Here is a 15,967-nt window from a genome sequence, read left to right as displayed (position 1 = left end):
TCCAATGAGAATGGTCGATATTATTTATAAAAAAAGAAACGGCAATGAATTAACAGAGGCAGAAATTCAATTTTTCATTGAAGGCTATACAAAAGGAGTTATTCCGGATTATCAAGCATCTGCGCTCATGATGGCGATTTATTTTCAAGGAATGCTCCCACGTGAAACAGCTCTATTAACGAAAGCAATGGTGGATTCGGGTGAATCGATCGATTTATCGGCGATTGAAGGCTATAAAGTCGATAAGCACTCAACGGGCGGTGTAGGAGACAAAGTCACATTGATTGTCGGACCGCTCGTCGCATCAGCAGGCGTACCGGTCGCAAAAATGTCAGGGCGTGGACTCGGTCATACAGGCGGCACGCTCGACAAATTGGAGTCAATTGACGGCTTTAACATTGAAATGACAGAAGAACAGTTTATCGACAATGTGAATAAGCATAAATTAGCCGTTACCGGACAGACGGGCAACCTAGCGCCTGCTGATAAAAAACTGTATGCACTACGCGATGTGACAGCGACAGTCGAATCGATTCCGCTTATTGCCGGTTCGATTATGAGTAAAAAGCTAGCGTCAGGTGCAGACAGTATTGTGTTAGATGTAAAAACAGGTTCCGGAGCATTTATGAAAACGCTTGAAGATTCAGAAGCATTGGCGAAAGAAATGGTCGACATTGGTAACAACTTAGGCAAAAAAACGGTTGCGGTCATTAGCGATATGAACCAGCCGCTTGGGTTTGAAGTCGGCAACGCGAATGAGATTAAAGAAGCAGTCGCCATTTTACAGGGAGCAAAAGTAAAGGATCTGCGCAGCTTGTCACTTGAAATTGCAACGCACATGACCGTACTCGCCGGGGCATACAGCGATTATGACGAAGCATATGCAGCACTGGCACAAAATCTGGAAAACGGCAAAGCGTTTGAAGTGTTCCGTCAGTTTGTGATCGCACAGGGCGGCAATATTGCTATGATTGATGATCTGAACAAGCTTCCACAGGCTGCTCATCATATTCATGTTACATCGGACAAAGAAGGGTACGTAACTGAAATTGACGCCGAATCAATTGGTATCGCAGCCATGTATTTAGGAGCAGGACGCGCGACGAAAGAGGACAGTGTTAATCATGCAGTCGGTATTACACTAAACAAAAAAATCGGTGATATCGTGAAAAAAGGGGATGTCCTCGTCACGCTGCATGCCGATACAGCGACACCGGATGATTCGGTTCAAAAAGTCAAAGAAGCATACTGTTTTAAGGAAGGACATGTAGAACGGCCAACATTAATATACAAAGTGATTCGGGACTGACATTCGTCAGTCTCTTTTTTATGTCGAAAATTAAGGTGTTTTTCCTACTTTTGTAAAGGAGAAGGATAAAAGGGAAGAAAAATCGAAATGGAACGTATCAGCATGAAAAGGAGGAATGCAACGTGGTAACGATGACGGCAGAAGTAACGGGGAAAGTTTTATGTATCCGGCTTGGGGGAGAATTGGATCACTATTATGCGGAGCAAGTAAAAGAGTTCGTTGTGTCGGAAATGGAGAAGCACCAAACGCAGCATTTAATCTGGAATTTAGCAGGACTCAATTTTATGGACAGCTCTGGACTTGGTGTCATTCTTGGCCGTTATCGTCAGGTGAACGAAATGGGCGGCAATGTGACGGTATGTGGATTGTCTACGCAAGTAAAGCGGCTTTTTCAGTTGTCAGGCTTATTTAAAATTATGTATGTAGAGTCAACTGAGCAAGATGCATTGCGCAGATTGGGGGAAGAACCATGCAAAACGTTATGAATTTGTCCTTTAGCGCACTCGGTGAAAATGAAGGATTTGCCCGTGTAGCCGTTGCGGCATTTGCAGCAAAATTAAATCCGACAATGGACGATCTTGCAGAATTAAAAACGGCAGTGTCAGAAGCGGTAACGAACGCGATTATTCATGGTTATGACAGCAATCCTGGAGGTATCGTCTACATTACTGCTACGATCGATGATGGTGAAATTGATGTTATAGTCCGTGATGAAGGGCGTGGCATTCATAATATAGAAGAAGCGAAAGAGCCATTGTTTACAACGAAACCGGAAATGGAACGAGCTGGTATGGGCTTTACGATTATGGAGCATTTTACTGATATGCTTAATGTGGAATCAAGCACCTCGACAGGTACAATTGTCCGGTTTAAAAAACGGCTTGCCGGAAAGCGTGTCCGTTGTGTGTAACGGAGCGTCCGTCGTATGAAACAAGCTGTTCAGCTGTCTGATAATGAAGTGAAATCGCTCATTGCAAAAAGTCAGTCTGGGGACACGCAAGCGAGAAACAAGCTCGTTGAATGGAATACAAGACTCGTTTGGTCAGTAGTACAGCGCTTTTTAAACAGGGGGTATGAAGCGGACGACTTATTTCAAATTGGCTGCATCGGTTTGTTAAAGTGCATTGATAAATTTGATCTCTCATACAATGTAAAGTTTTCCACTTACGCGGTGCCGATGATCATTGGAGAAATTCAACGTTTTTTACGCGACGATGGAGAAGTAAAAGTAAGCAGACGGTTAAAAGAAACGGCGGGGAAAATAAGGCGTGAGCGTGAAGAGTTTACCGGCCAATTTGGGCGCCCACCGACCATTTCAGAGCTGGCGGAACGGCTTGATATTTCAGTAGAAGAAGCTTTAATGGCACAGGAATCAGCTCGAAAGCCCGCGTCGATTCACGAAACGGTGTATGAAAATGAAGGAGAACCGATTACACTGCTCGATCAGCTGGCTGCACCGGATGTGCAATGGTTTGATACGCTCGTTTTAAAAGAAGCGGTGGAAAAATTAGATGAGCGGGAGCGGCTTATTATTTATTTGCGCTATTATAAAGACTGTACACAGGCGGAAACAGCCGCACGCATAGGCATTTCACAAGTACAAGTGTCGAGGCTGGAAAAGCAGATTATTCGCAGTATGCGTAATGACATGAATAAAAAGTAAGGAGCACGGGGAAACTCCGTATAAAGCGGAGGTGCTAGATGTGGATGAAACGATATATATTAGCTTAAAACGCCACATTCGTCTCGACCAGCGGTGCATTTCTTTTTTTGATGTGGCGGATGTGCAGGCGAGCGAATATATGCTCCCTGTGCTTGAAAAGATTGTTGTGAAAAAGGTGTCTCCTTTAGCGGGAAACATTGTTGTTGTGACGATTCTAGACGTCATTGATGCGATGAAAGAAGCGTTGCCGGACGCCAAAGCGGTTATTGCGGGTGATACAGAAGCGATTGTCAGTCTGCAAAGTGCTGAAGTGCCATCTCCACTTTGGAAAGTGATATTTGTTTGGATTTTGCTATTTACTGGTGCGGCACTGACGATCATGAATTTTCATGAAGATGTATCGATGCAAAAAGTGCATATCATGCTGTATGAAATCATTACCGGAACGAAGGTTGAAAAACCATTAATGTTGCAAATACCCTATTCAATCGGTCTTGGTCTCGGCATGATCCTCTTCTTTAACCGGCTTTGGCAAAAACGGTTGAATGAGGAGCCGGGGCCTCTTGACCTGGAAATGTTTAAATACGAAGAGGATATCAATGGGTATCTGGCAGCGAATGAAAAGGAACAGAAGTAAAATGGAAACCCCATTTCTTCTTTTTTTAGGACTGGCAGGGGGACTTGCAACTGGTGCCGGCTATGTCGCGTTCATTACAGTACTTGGCGTCGTTCCACGTCTTATGTCTGCAACGAAAACAAAACCATTTATTCATGTATATGAACTGGCGCTCGTTTTGGGTGTTCTTGTGGGAACGTGTCTGCATATCTTTTCCGTGCAGTTATCGTTCCCCGCTTTTACGACCGCGTTTATTGGTTTATTTAGCGGTTTATTCATTGGAATGGCCGCGGCTGCTTTAACGGAAGTATTAAACGTGTTTCCGATACTAGCCCGCAGAATCGGTGTATTTGCGAAAGTCAATCACTTAATGATGGCTGTGGCGATTGGGAAAACAGTCGGTTCGCTTATTCAATGGATCTTTTTTTCGCCGCTTTGAAAGGAGGCTGTATAATGACCATTCATCCGAATGAGATCGATACATATTTAGAAAAAGAAGCAGGGCTCGGCAAAAGTTTTGATGTCGGTGTCAGAAAACTGATCATTGCCGATGAGCCGCTCCATCTTTATTTTGTTAATGGATTATGTGAATCACGATTTATTATTGAACTGATCGAGTCTCTTCTGGCGATTGAGAAAAGACGAAAAGAAACAACAGCAGAACTTGTGAAAAATCATCTTGTCAATCAATCGGTTGAAGAAGTGACCGACCAAACAAAGCTGCCGCTTTTTTTATTGTCTGGTCTTGTTATTATTGCGGTGCCAGCCGGACTATTCGCTGTAGATGTGCGCAGTTATCCAGGGCGTCAGCCGGAAGAGCCGGATACGGAAAAAGTGGTGCGAGGCTCGCGCGACGGCTATGTGGAAAACATTATTGTGAACACGGCACTCACGAGACGGAGAATTCGAAACGGCCAACTGCGCTTTGAAATGATGAAAGCAGGTACCGTGTCTCAAATAGATGTCGCCGTTGCTTACATAGAAGGCACTGCGAATCCAGAGCTTGTGAAAAACATAAAAACAGAAATCCAAAAAATTGATGTTGACGGTGTTCCAATGGCGGACAAAACGATTGAGGAATTTCTCGTCAAGCAGCGCTATAATCCCTTTCCACTCGTTCGTTATACAGAACGGCCCGATATAGGTGCGGCTCATTTACTCGAAGGACATGTGCTTTTGTTCACTGACACATCGCCCGCTGTTCTCATCATGCCCGCTACTTACTTGCAACATTTACAGCATGCAGAAGAGTATAGAGAGCTTCCAGCAGCAGGTACTTTTATTCGAATGCTTCGTTTTGTCGGTGTTTGGCTGTCTCTTTTTTTATTACCACTATGGTTCTTATTTGCAGAGCATCCAGACATGTTGCCGAAAGCACTCTCATTTATCGGCCCGAATGAAAAAACAAATATTCCACTTGCTGTGCAAATTTTAATTGCCGATGTGGGCATTGAGTGGCTTCGCATTGCGGCGATCCATACGCCACAGCCGCTTTCGACCGCGATGGGACTTGTCGCTGCCGTCATGATTGGTCAAATCGCGATCGACACCGGTCTTTTTGTCCCGGAAGTCATTTTGTATACGGCGCTTGCCGCCATTGGTACATTTTCAACACCAAGTTATGAACTGGGGATTGCGAATAAAATGGTACGACTCATTTTAATTCTCGCGGTTGTTTTTTTCGGGCCGGCTGGATTTGTGATCGCGACTACACTCGTATTATTATTTCTCGTCCGTTTGCGGCCGTTTGGAACGCCTTATTTATGGCCGCTTATCCCGTTCGACGCTAAGTCCTTAGGGACGATATTGATTCGCAAACAGGCACCGGAACAATCAGGAATACCGGAAATTAACCGGGCACCTTCTGATTGACCGGTGTTTTCTTCGTGTATTGAGAAGGCAGTCAATGTATGATATAGTACTTTTATTCTGATGCTGAGTTTAGCATAATGTTAAAAGATCGGGGCGATATGATTATGCATACATATGGAACGGCGGCCGTCAACACGCGCGGCCATTTAGAAATTGGAGGCGTCGATGTTGTTGAACTGGCGGCACAATACGGAACACCGCTTTATTTATACGATGTGGCGCTCATTCGTGAACGTGCAAGAGGATTTAAGCAAACATTTGATAAAATGGGTATTACAGCGCAAGTAGCGTATGCAAGTAAAGCATTTGCTTCTATTGCGATGATGCAGTTGGCCGAGCAGGAAGAGCTGTCGCTTGATGTCGTATCCGGTGGGGAACTGTATACCGCTCAAAAAGCTGGATTTCCGGTAGAACGTATTCACTTTCACGGAAATAATAAAAGCCGCGAAGAATTAGAAATGGCGTTCGATGCTAATATCGGTTGTATTGTCGCCGATAACTTTTACGAACTGGCATTAATTGATGAAATTAGTCAGTCACGCAAACAAAAAATGAGCATTTTGTTGCGTATTACGCCAGGTATTGAAGCGCACACACATGATTACATTTTAACTGGACAGGAAGATTCAAAGTTCGGTTTTGATTTAAACAACGGGCAGGCAGAAGAAGCACTTGTGATGGCCGTGGAGAAACCGTTCATCAACGTGCTCGGCTTGCATTGTCACATCGGTTCACAAATTTTTGAAACGACAGGCTTTACACTGGCAGCGGAAAAAATTATCGGGAAATTGGCAGATTGGAAAGAACGTCTCGCATTTGAATCGACGGTTTTAAATCTTGGCGGTGGCTTTGGCATTCGATACACGGCAGAAGATGATCCGCTTGAGCCTGCTGCGTATGTGGAAGAAATTATTCGTAAAGTTCAGGAAGAAACGAAGCGGTTTGGCATGATCATGCCGGAAATCTGGATTGAACCGGGCCGTTCACTTGTCGGGGATGCTGGTGTTACCATTTATGAAACAGGTTCGGTGAAAGATGTGCCGAATGTACGCAAATACATAGCGATAGATGGCGGCATGAGCGACAATATCCGTCCGGCTTTATATGAGGCAAAATATGAAGCGGTCCTTGCTAACCGAGTAAACGATTCGATAGAGGAAATTGTATCCATCGCTGGAAAATGTTGCGAGTCAGGTGATATGCTTATTTGGGACTTGCCGCTTCCAAAAGCAGCAGCAGGTGACTTATTAGCTGTGTTCTGTACAGGCGCATACGGCTATTCAATGGCGAATAACTATAACCGTATCCCCCGTCCGCCTGTTGTATTTGTCGAAAATGGTGAAGCGAAAGTGGTTATTCGCCGTGAAACATATGAGGATCTGATTAAACTGGACTTGCCGCTTCAATTGCCACAGATGAGTTGAAGGGACGGTACAGTGATGAAAAGTAATGTGATTTTGCTTATTTTGCTAATGTTGATAGCGCTCGGTTGGGGCGTATATTACTGGGCTTTTATTGTGAATTAAAGGAACTACCTTGCGAACGTAAGACCGTTTTAGTAATATAATAGGAGTGACGAAATCATGCAGGTAAATCCTGCTAATTGAAGAGGGATTTTATATGCTGATTCGATATAAAAAGTCGTTTAAGAAGATTGCGATGGGACTGCTTTCGTATATGCCGCGGGAAAAAGAATTGAAAACGCTCAAGGAAACGATGGAGTGTTACGAATCAAACGATGACTGGCAGTTGTATTTATGGAAAGTGGATGAAGACATTGTAGGCGTTGTAGGCGTCGTAATCGAGCAAAAAAAAGTAGAGATTTTACACATTGCGGTCAATCCGTCTTACCGCGATGAAGGAATTGGAACAAAAATGATCGTTGAAGTTAAAAAAGCGCATCCGGATTTAAACGTAGTACCGGGCGAAATGATAAGCCGTTTTTACGAAAAGTGCACAAAAGAAGCCGGTAAAGGCAGCCGTTTATAACGGCGCCTTCCCGGCTTTTTTTAATTGGATCGCAAGCTTACGTGCTTGGATAACATCAGATCGGTCGCGAAGCTTATGTTTTTCAGATAAAAACTGTTCATTTAGCTCCGGTTGAAACGTTTGGGTGAATTGGTCAAGTTCATTAGTTAACAGCTCATCTATAATCGGAATCGGCAGCGGTGAAAAAGGCATCCCGTTTTGAAGGCGATTAAGCGATTTTTGAATCACTGCTGTAAAACGATCGGCATCGATGCCGAGACGGGTAAGTTCATGCTGTCTTTTTGAAAAACAATCTATCGCTTTTTCCGCCATTCGCTTGGCTCCATTTACGTTACCGCGACGGTAATGGTAAAGATAGACGGCCGATTGAATTAAACCTACCCAGACGGAATCACGTGCACCGTCTGTTTCTTTCCAATGTTCTTCGAGCAGTTCATGACATTCAAAGTAATCACGGTCAATATGAAAATGTGCCAAAAAAGCAAGATACGGCACAGGATATGTGTACATTGTTTTCCCCCAGTCAACTAGTCGGATTTGATTTAGTTTAGCACGGTTCATTCACATCCTCAACTAGAAAATGTCGAAAGTGAATGTGAAATATACTATACTTTAGTTTATGCAAAAAAGGTACCGGGAAACAGGAGATAGGAAATGGAATATAAAGTAAAGATTGATTCCTTTGAAGGACCACTTGATCTGCTTCTTCATTTAATCAACAAATTAGAAATTGATATATACGATATCCCAGCTGCAGAAATTACAAATCAATATTTATTATATGTCAACACGATGCAGGAGCTTGAACTTGATATAGCGAGTGAGTACCTCGTCATGGCAGCGACGCTTATTGCGATGAAAAGCCGTTCACTTTTGCCGGATCATTCTTCAACAGACGATGAATATGACGAAGAGGAAGATACGGGTGATGAATTGATGCGCCGCCTTATTGAATACAAAAAGTATAAAGAAGCGGCTGTTAAACTGCAGGAATTGGAAAAAGAACGGACAAAATTATTTTCTCGTTCGCCGGCTGATGCACTGTTTGCTCCGGTCAAAGAAGGTCCGCTTAATGTGACGATTTACGATATGCTCGGTGCTTTTCAAAAAATGACACGCCGCAAGAAACTTTCTGTACCGAGACAGGCGACTGTCAGACGGGAAGAAATGTCTGTAGAGATCCGAATGAAGATGCTGATGAAAACATTGCATGATGCGAAGGTACCGGTTCTTTTTGAAGACTTGTTTCAGTCGCATGAGCGGGAGGAGCTCGTTGTCAGTTTTTTAGCCATTCTTGAGTTAATGAAACAAAATGAAATTACCGTTATGCAGAAAGGAAGTTTTGCTCAATTGTATGTGGTGTCTGGAGGAACAACGAATGACAAATGAAAGTATTATTGAGAGCCTTTTGTTCGCTGCTGGAGATGAAGGGCTGTCAGCAGAACAAATGGCTGATGTACTAGATGTGGATGTGCAAACTGTTCAGCATGTGATCGAGCGGATGGCTGAGGCGTTCTTACACGATGACATGCGGGGTGTAACGATCACAACGTACGGTGAGGAATACAGATTAATGACGAAAAAGGAAAATGCTCCGTTTATTCAGGCACTGGCTGAAAAACCGTCGCCGAAAACATTGTCGCAGGCCGCACTCGAAACGCTGGCGATTATTGCATACAATCAGCCAGTGACACGCATCGAGGTGGAAGATATACGTGGAGTGAAAACGGAACGACCGATTGCGACGCTCGCTGCCCGTGGATTAATTGAAGAAGCGGGTCGTGCGGAAGGAGCTGGCAGGCCCATTTTATATAAGACAACGACTGAATTTCTCGATGCCTTTCAATTAAAAAACCTCGACGAACTCCCGCCACTGTCAGAAGGAGAAGTCCAGGTTCAACAGGAAGCAGATTTATTTTTCGGCCGATTTGAAGAAGCGATGGGCGAAACGACAGAAGAATAATCATGAACGCGTCTCTTTTTTCATACAGTAGTGGAAAAAGGGAGGAGCGGACAAATGAAAAAAAAGCTGTTGGTGATCGTCGCATCCATTCTTTTCTGCATCGCCGCTGTTCCATCTAGAGCCGATGCCGAACCGTCTGTTTCAGCGCGGAACGCTGTATTGATGGATATGGACAGTGGTCGTGTGCTCACGTCGAAGTCTGCACATGAACGGCGGTCCATTGCAAGTATTACGAAAATCATGACCGCACTTCTCGCAATCGAGTCCGGCCGTATGAACGAAAAAGTAAAATTCAGTGACCGGGCACTGCAAGTGGAAGGATCGAGTTTGTATTTGGAAAAAGGTCAGTCGCTTACGCTTGAAGAACTCGTATATGGTTTAATGCTGCGCTCTGGAAATGATGCTGCACTTGCGATCAGTGAATTTGTCGGTGGCAGTACGCCTAAGTTTGTTGCGATGATGAATGAAAAAGCAAAACAGATTGGCATGAAAAATACCGTTTTTATGAACCCGCACGGTCTCGATGATCCGCGTCATCAGTCCACTGCCTATGATATGGCATTGCTGACGGCAAAAGCGATGGAAAGCCCTGAATACCGCAAAATTGTTGGAACTGCTTTGTATAAAACGAAAAGCAGCCCGGTGCGCGTCTGGGAAAATAAACATCGTCTTGTCAGAGATGGTGGGATGATCACTGGAGGCAAAACAGGCTATACGAAAAAGACAGGCCGTACACTTGTCACAACCGCGAAGAAAAACGGCCTTAACCTTGTTGCTGTAACACTTGATGCACCGGATGACTGGCGTGATCATCAAGCGCTTTTTGATGAAGGTTTTACAGAATATAAACGGATCACTGTCGTGGAAAAAGAACGATTTACTGTGCCGGGTGAACATGACTTTTTTTATGCGAAAAAAACAGTGCGTTTTCCGTTAACAGATAAAGAGAAAAAGACCGCTTATGTGCGCATCGTGCTGGAACAGAAAAAGAAAGATGGCAGGGCGGAACTTTGGATTGGCAAAACAAAACAGCTTGAAGTCCCCATTTACCGGTCTGAAAACTCTAACCAGGACGCATCATTATGGACGAAATTGAAGGAGGCGATCCGTTAATGGTTAGTGCAGCCTTTGCTTTTTTACTATTATCAGGCTTTGTTTTTGCAGCAGTTAATGGCACGATGGCGGATGTAAATACAGCGCTTTTTCAATCGATGGAGCAATCGGTTCAACTCGCTCTATCGCTTGCTGGCGTCATTTTATTTTGGACAGGCGTCATGAAAACAGCTGAAGCAGCAGGGCTTGTCCGCTCTCTTGCTACCATTGTTCAGCCCATCCTTCGCCGTCTGTTTCCAGACATTCCACACAGTCATCCTGTGTTTGGTCTGATCGCCTCTAATATGGCAGCGAATTTTTTTGGGCTAGGCAACGCGGCGACACCGATTGGCCTCAGAACGATGCGGGAGCTGCGTCAATTAAACGGAGATAAAGACTCAGCCAGCCGTTCTATGATCACGTTTCTCGCATTAAATACAGCGGGTGTTACGCTCATTCCGACGACGGTCATTGCCATTGGTTTGAAGCATGGCGCAACGAATCCGGCTGATATTATTTTGCCAGCCTTTCTGGCGACCGTTATATCTGCCTGCTTTGCGATTGTGATCGACCGACACTATGCCCGTAAGAGGAGCGGATAATGGCTGTCTGGCTTATTCCGGGAATCATTGCTTTTGTTATTGCGGCAGGGGTGTACCGGAAAGTGAACATTTATGACACATTAACAGATGGTGCAAAAGAAGGACTGCATACATGGATAGCGATTGTGCCGCAATTAGTCATCATGATGGCAGCAGTCGCCGTGTTTCGTGCGTCCGGTGCCGCCGCATGGCTAGCTAGTCTCTTTGCGCCGATTACATCACTATTTGGCATCCCCCCTGAAGTCGTACCACTGGCTATTATTCGACCGATTTCCGGATCCGCTACACTGGCCATGCTTGATCAGATTATGCGTGAATTCGGTGCGGATTCATATATTGCAAAACTTGCGGCTGTTATGCAGGGAAGTACCGATACAACGCTGTACGTGCTGGCTATTTACTTTGGCGCAGCCGGTATAAAAAAAACGGGCGATGCGCTGAAAATCGGGCTGCTCGCAGATGCTGCTGCGTTTATATCGGCTGTTTTTGCCGTCACCTGGCTTTTGTAGCCAGGTCTTTTTTATTCTGTTTTCTTTCTCTTTTTCTCTATTTGTGCCATAATGCTTAGGGTATTGAAGACACAATTAGAGGTGAAATAGATGGAACGATTGCAAAAAGTGATTGCACAGGCAGGCATTGCGTCGCGAAGAAAAGCGGAGCAGCTTATTGAAGAAGGAAAAGTGACCGTCAACGGAAAAAAGATTACAGAACTTGGCACAAAAGTTGGATTGAATGATGAAGTAGAAGTAGAAGGTGTGCCAATTGAGCGCGAGCGAAAAGTCTATTATTTATTTTATAAGCCGCGCGGGATTATTTCAGCAGTGACGGACGATAAAAACAGGAAAACGGTCGTTGATTATTTCCCGTATGTGGAAGAACGTATATTCCCAGTTGGCCGTCTTGATTATGATACATCGGGTTTACTTCTCATGACAAATGACGGTGAATTCGCTAACTTAATGACGCATCCGCGCTATCAAATGGATAAAACGTACATTGTGAAAACGGAAGGCATTGTAGAGCGGCATTTGCTGAAGCGCATTATGTCGGGGGTGCAACTCGAAGACGGAAAAACGGCACCAGCAAAAGTGAAAGAATTAGCTATTGACCGTAAGAAGAACCGTTCGCTTCTTGAAGTGACAATTCATGAAGGGCGAAATCGCCAAGTACGCCGCATGTTTGAAACAATAGGTCATCCAGTTCAGAAGCTTCGGCGTGAGCGATTTGCGCATTTAACGCTACACGGACTGAATGCAGGTGAATACCGTGAGTTAACGGCTCATGAAGTAAAACAACTGCGTACGCTCGCTGAAACAGGCAGCCTGCGCTAGTTCATAAAACGTTCACATAACAGAGAGGCGCTATTTTCTGCAAATTCGACAAGTAATGATATAATGTACGTAGTTTTCAAAGATGCCGGCAGTGTTAAAGAAATAAGTGGAGGTTGGCAGTCAATGGATAAAAAGAAAAAACGGCTGTACATACGTACAGCCATTCTCGGTGTGCTTGCGGGACTCGTCATTTACACGCTTTACACAAATTTGACGAAAGACTCGCGCGGTACTCTTGAAGCGGGAGACAAAGCGCCTGATTTTGTGTTGACTGATATGAATGGTGAGCAGCACCGCCTATCGGATTATGAAGGAAAGGGCGTCTTTTTAAACTTCTGGGGCACATGGTGTGAACCGTGTAAAAAAGAAATGCCGCACATGGAGAAAATGGCGCAGGAGTATGCGGGCAAAGTGGAAATTCTCGCAGTCAATGTAGGGGAGTCAAATTTTCAAGTACAAAACTTTGCCGAGCAGTACGGGTTGACATTCCCGATTGCCATCGACAAAAGCAAAGAAGTGATGAACACATACGGGGTTAATCCGCTTCCGACAACGTTTATGATTAAGCCGGACGGGACGATCGATCAAATTGTCATCGGCGGCTTGATTGTAGAAGATCAGGTGCGGGCGCTGTTTGAACGGGTGAAACCATCATCATAAAGGGAGTTTTAGTATGGGGAAAGTAAAGTGCGAATGCGGGCATGTGAATCCGCACGGCACAATTTTGTGTGAATCGTGCGGCCGCGCGCTGACAGAGGAAGCAAAAAAAGAGAATCTTGTCGATATGCGCTATGAAGGAAGTGCCCGCCGCTCACAAACGTACAACAAGACGATTATTGATAAAGTGTGGAACTTTTTCTCCTCTGTCAAAGTGGGTATATGGATTATTGTTTTGATCCTTGTCGCTGCATCATTCGGGACCATTCTGCCGCAGGAATTTTACATTCCATCGAATGTAGAGCCTGAAGTCTATTATGAAGATGTATACGGTTGGTTCGGGAAAATATATTATATGATCGGATTTCATGATTTATATAATTCAATTTGGTTCTCAGCACTCATTGCGGCGCTTGGCGTGTCGCTCGTTATTTGTAGTCTTGACCGGGTTATTCCGCTGTACCGCGCTTTGAAAACGCAACGTGTTGACCGGCACGAGTCATTCATGAAGAAGCAGCGTCTTTTTGCGGAGCAAACAGGTTCGCTGCAAGAAGCAGACATGGAAAAAGTTCGTGCTGAACTGAAAAAGAAACACTATAAAATTCGAGAAAAAAACGGGTCTCTTTTGGCAGAGAAAAATCGATTCTCAAGATGGGGTCCTTATGTCAATCACGTCGGGCTCATTCTTTTTTTAGTTGGCGCAATGCTGCGCTCGGTACAAGGTCTGTACGTAGATGAGCTGCTTTGGATTCGCGAAGGTGAAACGCTGCAAATTCCGGGTACGGACGGAGAATACTACGTGAAAAATGACCAATTCACGCTTGAAAATTATGAAGAAGGTGAAGATCCGGAAGTCTTTAATGAAGCAATTAATCGTGTAGGCACAGTAGCGAAAAATTATCAGACAGATGCCATTCTTTATCACGATGAAAACAATGGTCTGCCGGGTGCAAAACCTGAACTTTCAGAAGTGAAGCATGATGATATACAAGTGAATGAGCCGATGAAATTCGACAACTTTGCTGTGTATCAGACAAGTTTCCGCCAAGATGAAATGAAGGCGATGCATTTTGCGCTGACGAATAAAGAAACAGGCGAAGAATTTGGTGAAGTCGTCGTTGATTTGTTTGATCAGCAGGAAATGTATGATCTCGGTAATGGTTACAAAGTGGAGTTGCTTGGCTATTACCCTGATTTTGACGGTTTTACGGAAGAAGGAGAGCCGACTTCAAAATCTCCATTGCCAAACAAACCAGCTTTTCTCTTTAACATGATTTCACCTGAAAAGCCGGACGGCGAAGTAAGTTTTGTTGAAATTCAAAATACGATGGAACCGCTCGGTGAAACGACTTATAAAATGGCGTTTAAAAACCTGGAAACGCGTGATGTATCCGCATTGACTATCCGTAAAGATTTAACTTTGCCTATTCTTAGTATCGGAGGCATCATTTTTATGATTGGGGTTATTCAAGGCGCATACTGGAATCACCGCCGAATCTGGATTCGTGAAAAAGATGGATCTATTTATACGGCCGGTCATACGAACAAAAACTGGCACGGGCTGAAGCGGGAGATTCATACGATTTTAGAGGGCACAGCGGTTCCAGAGCCGGAAGATAGACAAACGGATTAAAGAGGAGGGGGCAAAAGCTTAATGTCAGATTTAGCAGGACTAAGCAGCACGCTGCTGTATGCAGCATTTTTGTTATATTTAGTCGCGACCGTCTTTTTTGGCGGATCGATCCGCCAAAAAGGACTTCGTGAAGGCGATCGGTTAAATTGGTGGGGGAAGCTGGCCATTACGATTACAGTCATTGGCTTTGCTGCACAGCTAGGGTATTTTTTCACACGTTGGGTGGCAGCAGGACATGCGCCGGTTAGTAACTTATTTGAATTTACGACATTCTTTGGCATGATGATTGTCGGGGCTTTCATTCTGATTTTCTATATTTACAAAACGGCTGTGCTCGGTCTGTTTGCTTTACCAGTCGCCATTATCATTATTGCTTATGCAAGCATGTTTCCTCGTGAAATCAGCCCGTTAATTCCGGCGCTTCAAAGTTACTGGTTGCATATCCATGTGACGACAGCTGCAACGGGACAAGCGATATTATCGATTAGTTTCATTGCCGGTATCATCTACCTTGTGAAAAATATCGATCAGTCAATTAGTACGAAAAAAACAAAATGGCTTGAAACGGTTATGTTCTTTATCGTAACGGTTGTCGGCTTTATCATCGTTACGACTGGTTTTGCGCTTGCAGATTACAGCGCAAAATTCGAATATGTCAATAAAGAAGAGGTAGCAGACGTACAGGAATATAACGTTCCAGCACTCGTCGGACCGAATGAAGGTGTACTTGTAACAGATGGGAAAATGAATCCGCTCGTTGACATGCCGGCAATTATTAATGCGAAAAAATTGAATACGGTGCTCTGGTCACTCGGTGCGGGCATTATTCTTTATCTGGCGATCCGCCTCATTGCGAGAAAACGGGTGGCAGCCATTATGCAGCCGCTTGTTCGTAATGTAAGCTCTGATTTGCTTGATGAAATTAGTTATCGATCTGTCCTAATTGGTTTTCCAGTTTTTACACTGGGGGCACTTATTTTTGCGATGATCTGGGCGCAAATTGCTTGGACACGTTTTTGGGGCTGGGACCCGAAAGAAGTGTGGGCGCTTATTACGTTTTTATTTTACGCCGCATTTCTTCACCTCCGTCTATCAAAAGGATGGCACGGTGAAAAATCGGCCTGGCTTGCTGTGATTGGTTTCGGTATTATCATGTTTAACCTTGTCGCGGTTAACCTTGTTATTGCCGGCTTACATTCATATGCAGGATAAGAAAAATGTCTCTGCTTTGGCGGAGGCA

Annotated in this window: 19 protein-coding genes; 18 read left to right on the top strand and 1 reads right to left on the bottom strand. The window is 44.4% G+C overall.

The features are described from left to right. Positions 1-4: 4 nt before the first annotated feature. The 9 genes from A3M5_RS0111070 to A3M5_RS0111030 all read left to right on the top strand — a co-directional run bounded on the left by A3M5_RS0111070 (position 5) and on the right by A3M5_RS0111030 (position 7,449). Positions 5-1,309, top strand: a complete 1,305-nt coding sequence (locus tag A3M5_RS0111070; protein ID WP_018393838.1) for a pyrimidine-nucleoside phosphorylase — start codon at positions 5-7, stop codon at positions 1,307-1,309. 131 nt (positions 1,310-1,440) lie between these two features. Then, the gene (gene spoIIAA / locus A3M5_RS0111065) at positions 1,441-1,794 is read left to right on the top strand and encodes an anti-sigma F factor antagonist (RefSeq protein ID WP_034299260.1); all 354 of its coding nucleotides are present in this window, start codon (positions 1,441-1,443) and stop codon (positions 1,792-1,794) included. Then, positions 1,779-2,219: an anti-sigma F factor gene (spoIIAB, locus tag A3M5_RS0111060; protein ID WP_018393836.1), complete on the top strand. Its 441-nt coding sequence runs from the start codon at positions 1,779-1,781 to the stop codon at positions 2,217-2,219. Before spoIIAA ends, spoIIAB begins: the two co-directional genes overlap by 16 nt. Before the next feature lie 15 nt (positions 2,220-2,234). Further along, the gene (gene sigF / locus A3M5_RS0111055) at positions 2,235-2,972 is read left to right on the top strand and encodes an RNA polymerase sporulation sigma factor SigF (RefSeq protein WP_018393835.1); all 738 of its coding nucleotides are present in this window, start codon (positions 2,235-2,237) and stop codon (positions 2,970-2,972) included. Positions 2,973-3,012: 40 nt separating this feature from the next. Continuing rightward, positions 3,013-3,609 carry a stage V sporulation protein AA gene (locus tag A3M5_RS0111050; RefSeq protein WP_018393834.1) on the top strand — a complete coding sequence of 199 codons (597 nt, stop codon included), beginning with the start codon at positions 3,013-3,015 and terminating at the stop codon, positions 3,607-3,609. Then, positions 3,572-4,027, top strand: a complete 456-nt coding sequence (locus A3M5_RS0111045) for a stage V sporulation protein AB (RefSeq protein WP_231373236.1) — start codon at positions 3,572-3,574, stop codon at positions 4,025-4,027. The genes A3M5_RS0111050 and A3M5_RS0111045 overlap by 38 nt, the downstream gene beginning before the upstream one ends. Positions 4,028-4,041: 14 nt before the next feature. Next, complete coding sequence (locus A3M5_RS0111040) at positions 4,042-5,460, top strand: spore germination protein (protein WP_018393832.1); 1,419 nt, start codon at positions 4,042-4,044, stop codon at positions 5,458-5,460. A gap of 104 nt (positions 5,461-5,564) precedes the next feature. After that, a complete protein-coding gene (gene lysA, locus A3M5_RS0111035) occupies positions 5,565-6,884 on the top strand; it encodes a diaminopimelate decarboxylase (protein ID WP_026221686.1) in 1,320 nt (439 codons plus the stop codon). A 196-nt stretch (positions 6,885-7,080) separates the two neighbouring features. Then, a complete protein-coding gene (locus tag A3M5_RS0111030; RefSeq protein ID WP_018393830.1) occupies positions 7,081-7,449 on the top strand; it encodes a GNAT family N-acetyltransferase in 369 nt (122 codons plus the stop codon). On the opposite strand, the gene A3M5_RS0111025 is transcribed toward A3M5_RS0111030, so the two are convergent. Then, entirely contained in the window at positions 7,444-8,010 is a 567-nt protein-coding gene (locus A3M5_RS0111025; protein ID WP_082193901.1) for a DUF309 domain-containing protein, read from the bottom strand. The genes A3M5_RS0111030 and A3M5_RS0111025 overlap by 6 nt on opposite strands. Before the next feature lie 93 nt (positions 8,011-8,103). On the opposite strand from A3M5_RS0111025, the gene A3M5_RS0111020 reads away from it, so the two are divergent. The 9 genes from A3M5_RS0111020 to ccsB all read left to right on the top strand — a co-directional run bounded on the left by A3M5_RS0111020 (position 8,104) and on the right by ccsB (position 15,939). Further along, positions 8,104-8,838: a segregation/condensation protein A gene (locus A3M5_RS0111020; RefSeq protein ID WP_018393828.1), complete on the top strand. Its 735-nt coding sequence runs from the start codon at positions 8,104-8,106 to the stop codon at positions 8,836-8,838. Further along, positions 8,828-9,412, top strand: coding sequence for an SMC-Scp complex subunit ScpB (scpB, locus tag A3M5_RS0111015; protein WP_018393827.1), 585 nt, complete (start codon positions 8,828-8,830; stop codon positions 9,410-9,412). Before A3M5_RS0111020 ends, scpB begins: the two co-directional genes overlap by 11 nt. Positions 9,413-9,466: 54 nt before the next feature. After that, a complete protein-coding gene (locus tag A3M5_RS0111010; protein ID WP_018393826.1) occupies positions 9,467-10,525 on the top strand; it encodes a D-alanyl-D-alanine carboxypeptidase family protein in 1,059 nt (352 codons plus the stop codon). Then, positions 10,525-11,106: a nucleoside recognition domain-containing protein gene (locus tag A3M5_RS0111005; RefSeq protein ID WP_018393825.1), complete on the top strand. Its 582-nt coding sequence runs from the start codon at positions 10,525-10,527 to the stop codon at positions 11,104-11,106. The genes A3M5_RS0111010 and A3M5_RS0111005 overlap by 1 nt, the downstream gene beginning before the upstream one ends. Next, complete coding sequence (locus A3M5_RS0111000) at positions 11,106-11,615, top strand: spore maturation protein (protein WP_018393824.1); 510 nt, start codon at positions 11,106-11,108, stop codon at positions 11,613-11,615. The genes A3M5_RS0111005 and A3M5_RS0111000 overlap by 1 nt, the downstream gene beginning before the upstream one ends. A 90-nt stretch (positions 11,616-11,705) precedes the next feature. Further along, positions 11,706-12,437 carry a pseudouridine synthase gene (locus A3M5_RS0110995; RefSeq protein ID WP_018393823.1) on the top strand — a complete coding sequence of 244 codons (732 nt, stop codon included), beginning with the start codon at positions 11,706-11,708 and terminating at the stop codon, positions 12,435-12,437. A 123-nt stretch (positions 12,438-12,560) separates the two neighbouring features. Then, positions 12,561-13,097, top strand: a complete 537-nt coding sequence (gene resA, locus A3M5_RS0110990; protein ID WP_018393822.1) for a thiol-disulfide oxidoreductase ResA — start codon at positions 12,561-12,563, stop codon at positions 13,095-13,097. Between the two features lie 13 nt (positions 13,098-13,110). After that, positions 13,111-14,727: a cytochrome c biogenesis protein ResB gene (gene resB / locus A3M5_RS0110985; protein WP_018393821.1), complete on the top strand. Its 1,617-nt coding sequence runs from the start codon at positions 13,111-13,113 to the stop codon at positions 14,725-14,727. A 21-nt stretch (positions 14,728-14,748) separates the two neighbouring features. Further along, the gene (ccsB, locus tag A3M5_RS0110980) at positions 14,749-15,939 is read left to right on the top strand and encodes a c-type cytochrome biogenesis protein CcsB (RefSeq protein WP_018393820.1); all 1,191 of its coding nucleotides are present in this window, start codon (positions 14,749-14,751) and stop codon (positions 15,937-15,939) included. Positions 15,940-15,967 lie beyond the last annotated feature (28 nt).

The organism is Bacillus sp. 37MA (assembly GCF_000372765.1).
GTDB lineage: Bacteria > Bacillota > Bacilli > Bacillales > Domibacillaceae > Domibacillus > Domibacillus aminovorans.
The sequence above is the reverse complement of the archived record's forward strand: the minus strand, read 5'-3'. Positions and strand labels throughout refer to the sequence as shown.

Bases quoted from the DNA above. Each gene is read 5' to 3' on its own strand.
- A3M5_RS0111070 (WP_018393838.1), top strand. From the start codon at position 5: ATGAGAATGGTCGATATTATTTATAAAAAAAGAAACGGCAATGAATTA.
- spoIIAA (WP_034299260.1), top strand. From the start codon at position 1,441: ATGACGGCAGAAGTAACGGGGAAAGTTTTATGTATCCGGCTTGGGGGA.
- spoIIAB (WP_018393836.1), top strand. From the start codon at position 1,779: ATGCAAAACGTTATGAATTTGTCCTTTAGCGCACTCGGTGAAAATGAA.
- sigF (WP_018393835.1), top strand. From the start codon at position 2,235: ATGAAACAAGCTGTTCAGCTGTCTGATAATGAAGTGAAATCGCTCATT.
- A3M5_RS0111045 (WP_231373236.1), top strand. From the start codon at position 3,572: ATGGGTATCTGGCAGCGAATGAAAAGGAACAGAAGTAAAATGGAAACC.
- A3M5_RS0111040 (WP_018393832.1), top strand. From the start codon at position 4,042: ATGACCATTCATCCGAATGAGATCGATACATATTTAGAAAAAGAAGCA.
- lysA (WP_026221686.1), top strand. From the start codon at position 5,565: ATGCATACATATGGAACGGCGGCCGTCAACACGCGCGGCCATTTAGAA.
- A3M5_RS0111030 (WP_018393830.1), top strand. From the start codon at position 7,081: ATGCTGATTCGATATAAAAAGTCGTTTAAGAAGATTGCGATGGGACTG.
- A3M5_RS0111025 (WP_082193901.1), bottom strand. From the start codon at position 8,010: ATGAACCGTGCTAAACTAAATCAAATCCGACTAGTTGACTGGGGGAAA.
- A3M5_RS0111020 (WP_018393828.1), top strand. From the start codon at position 8,104: ATGGAATATAAAGTAAAGATTGATTCCTTTGAAGGACCACTTGATCTG.
- scpB (WP_018393827.1), top strand. From the start codon at position 8,828: ATGACAAATGAAAGTATTATTGAGAGCCTTTTGTTCGCTGCTGGAGAT.
- A3M5_RS0111010 (WP_018393826.1), top strand. From the start codon at position 9,467: ATGAAAAAAAAGCTGTTGGTGATCGTCGCATCCATTCTTTTCTGCATC.
- A3M5_RS0111005 (WP_018393825.1), top strand. From the start codon at position 10,525: ATGGTTAGTGCAGCCTTTGCTTTTTTACTATTATCAGGCTTTGTTTTT.
- A3M5_RS0111000 (WP_018393824.1), top strand. From the start codon at position 11,106: ATGGCTGTCTGGCTTATTCCGGGAATCATTGCTTTTGTTATTGCGGCA.
- A3M5_RS0110995 (WP_018393823.1), top strand. From the start codon at position 11,706: ATGGAACGATTGCAAAAAGTGATTGCACAGGCAGGCATTGCGTCGCGA.
- resA (WP_018393822.1), top strand. From the start codon at position 12,561: ATGGATAAAAAGAAAAAACGGCTGTACATACGTACAGCCATTCTCGGT.
- resB (WP_018393821.1), top strand. From the start codon at position 13,111: ATGGGGAAAGTAAAGTGCGAATGCGGGCATGTGAATCCGCACGGCACA.
- ccsB (WP_018393820.1), top strand. From the start codon at position 14,749: ATGTCAGATTTAGCAGGACTAAGCAGCACGCTGCTGTATGCAGCATTT.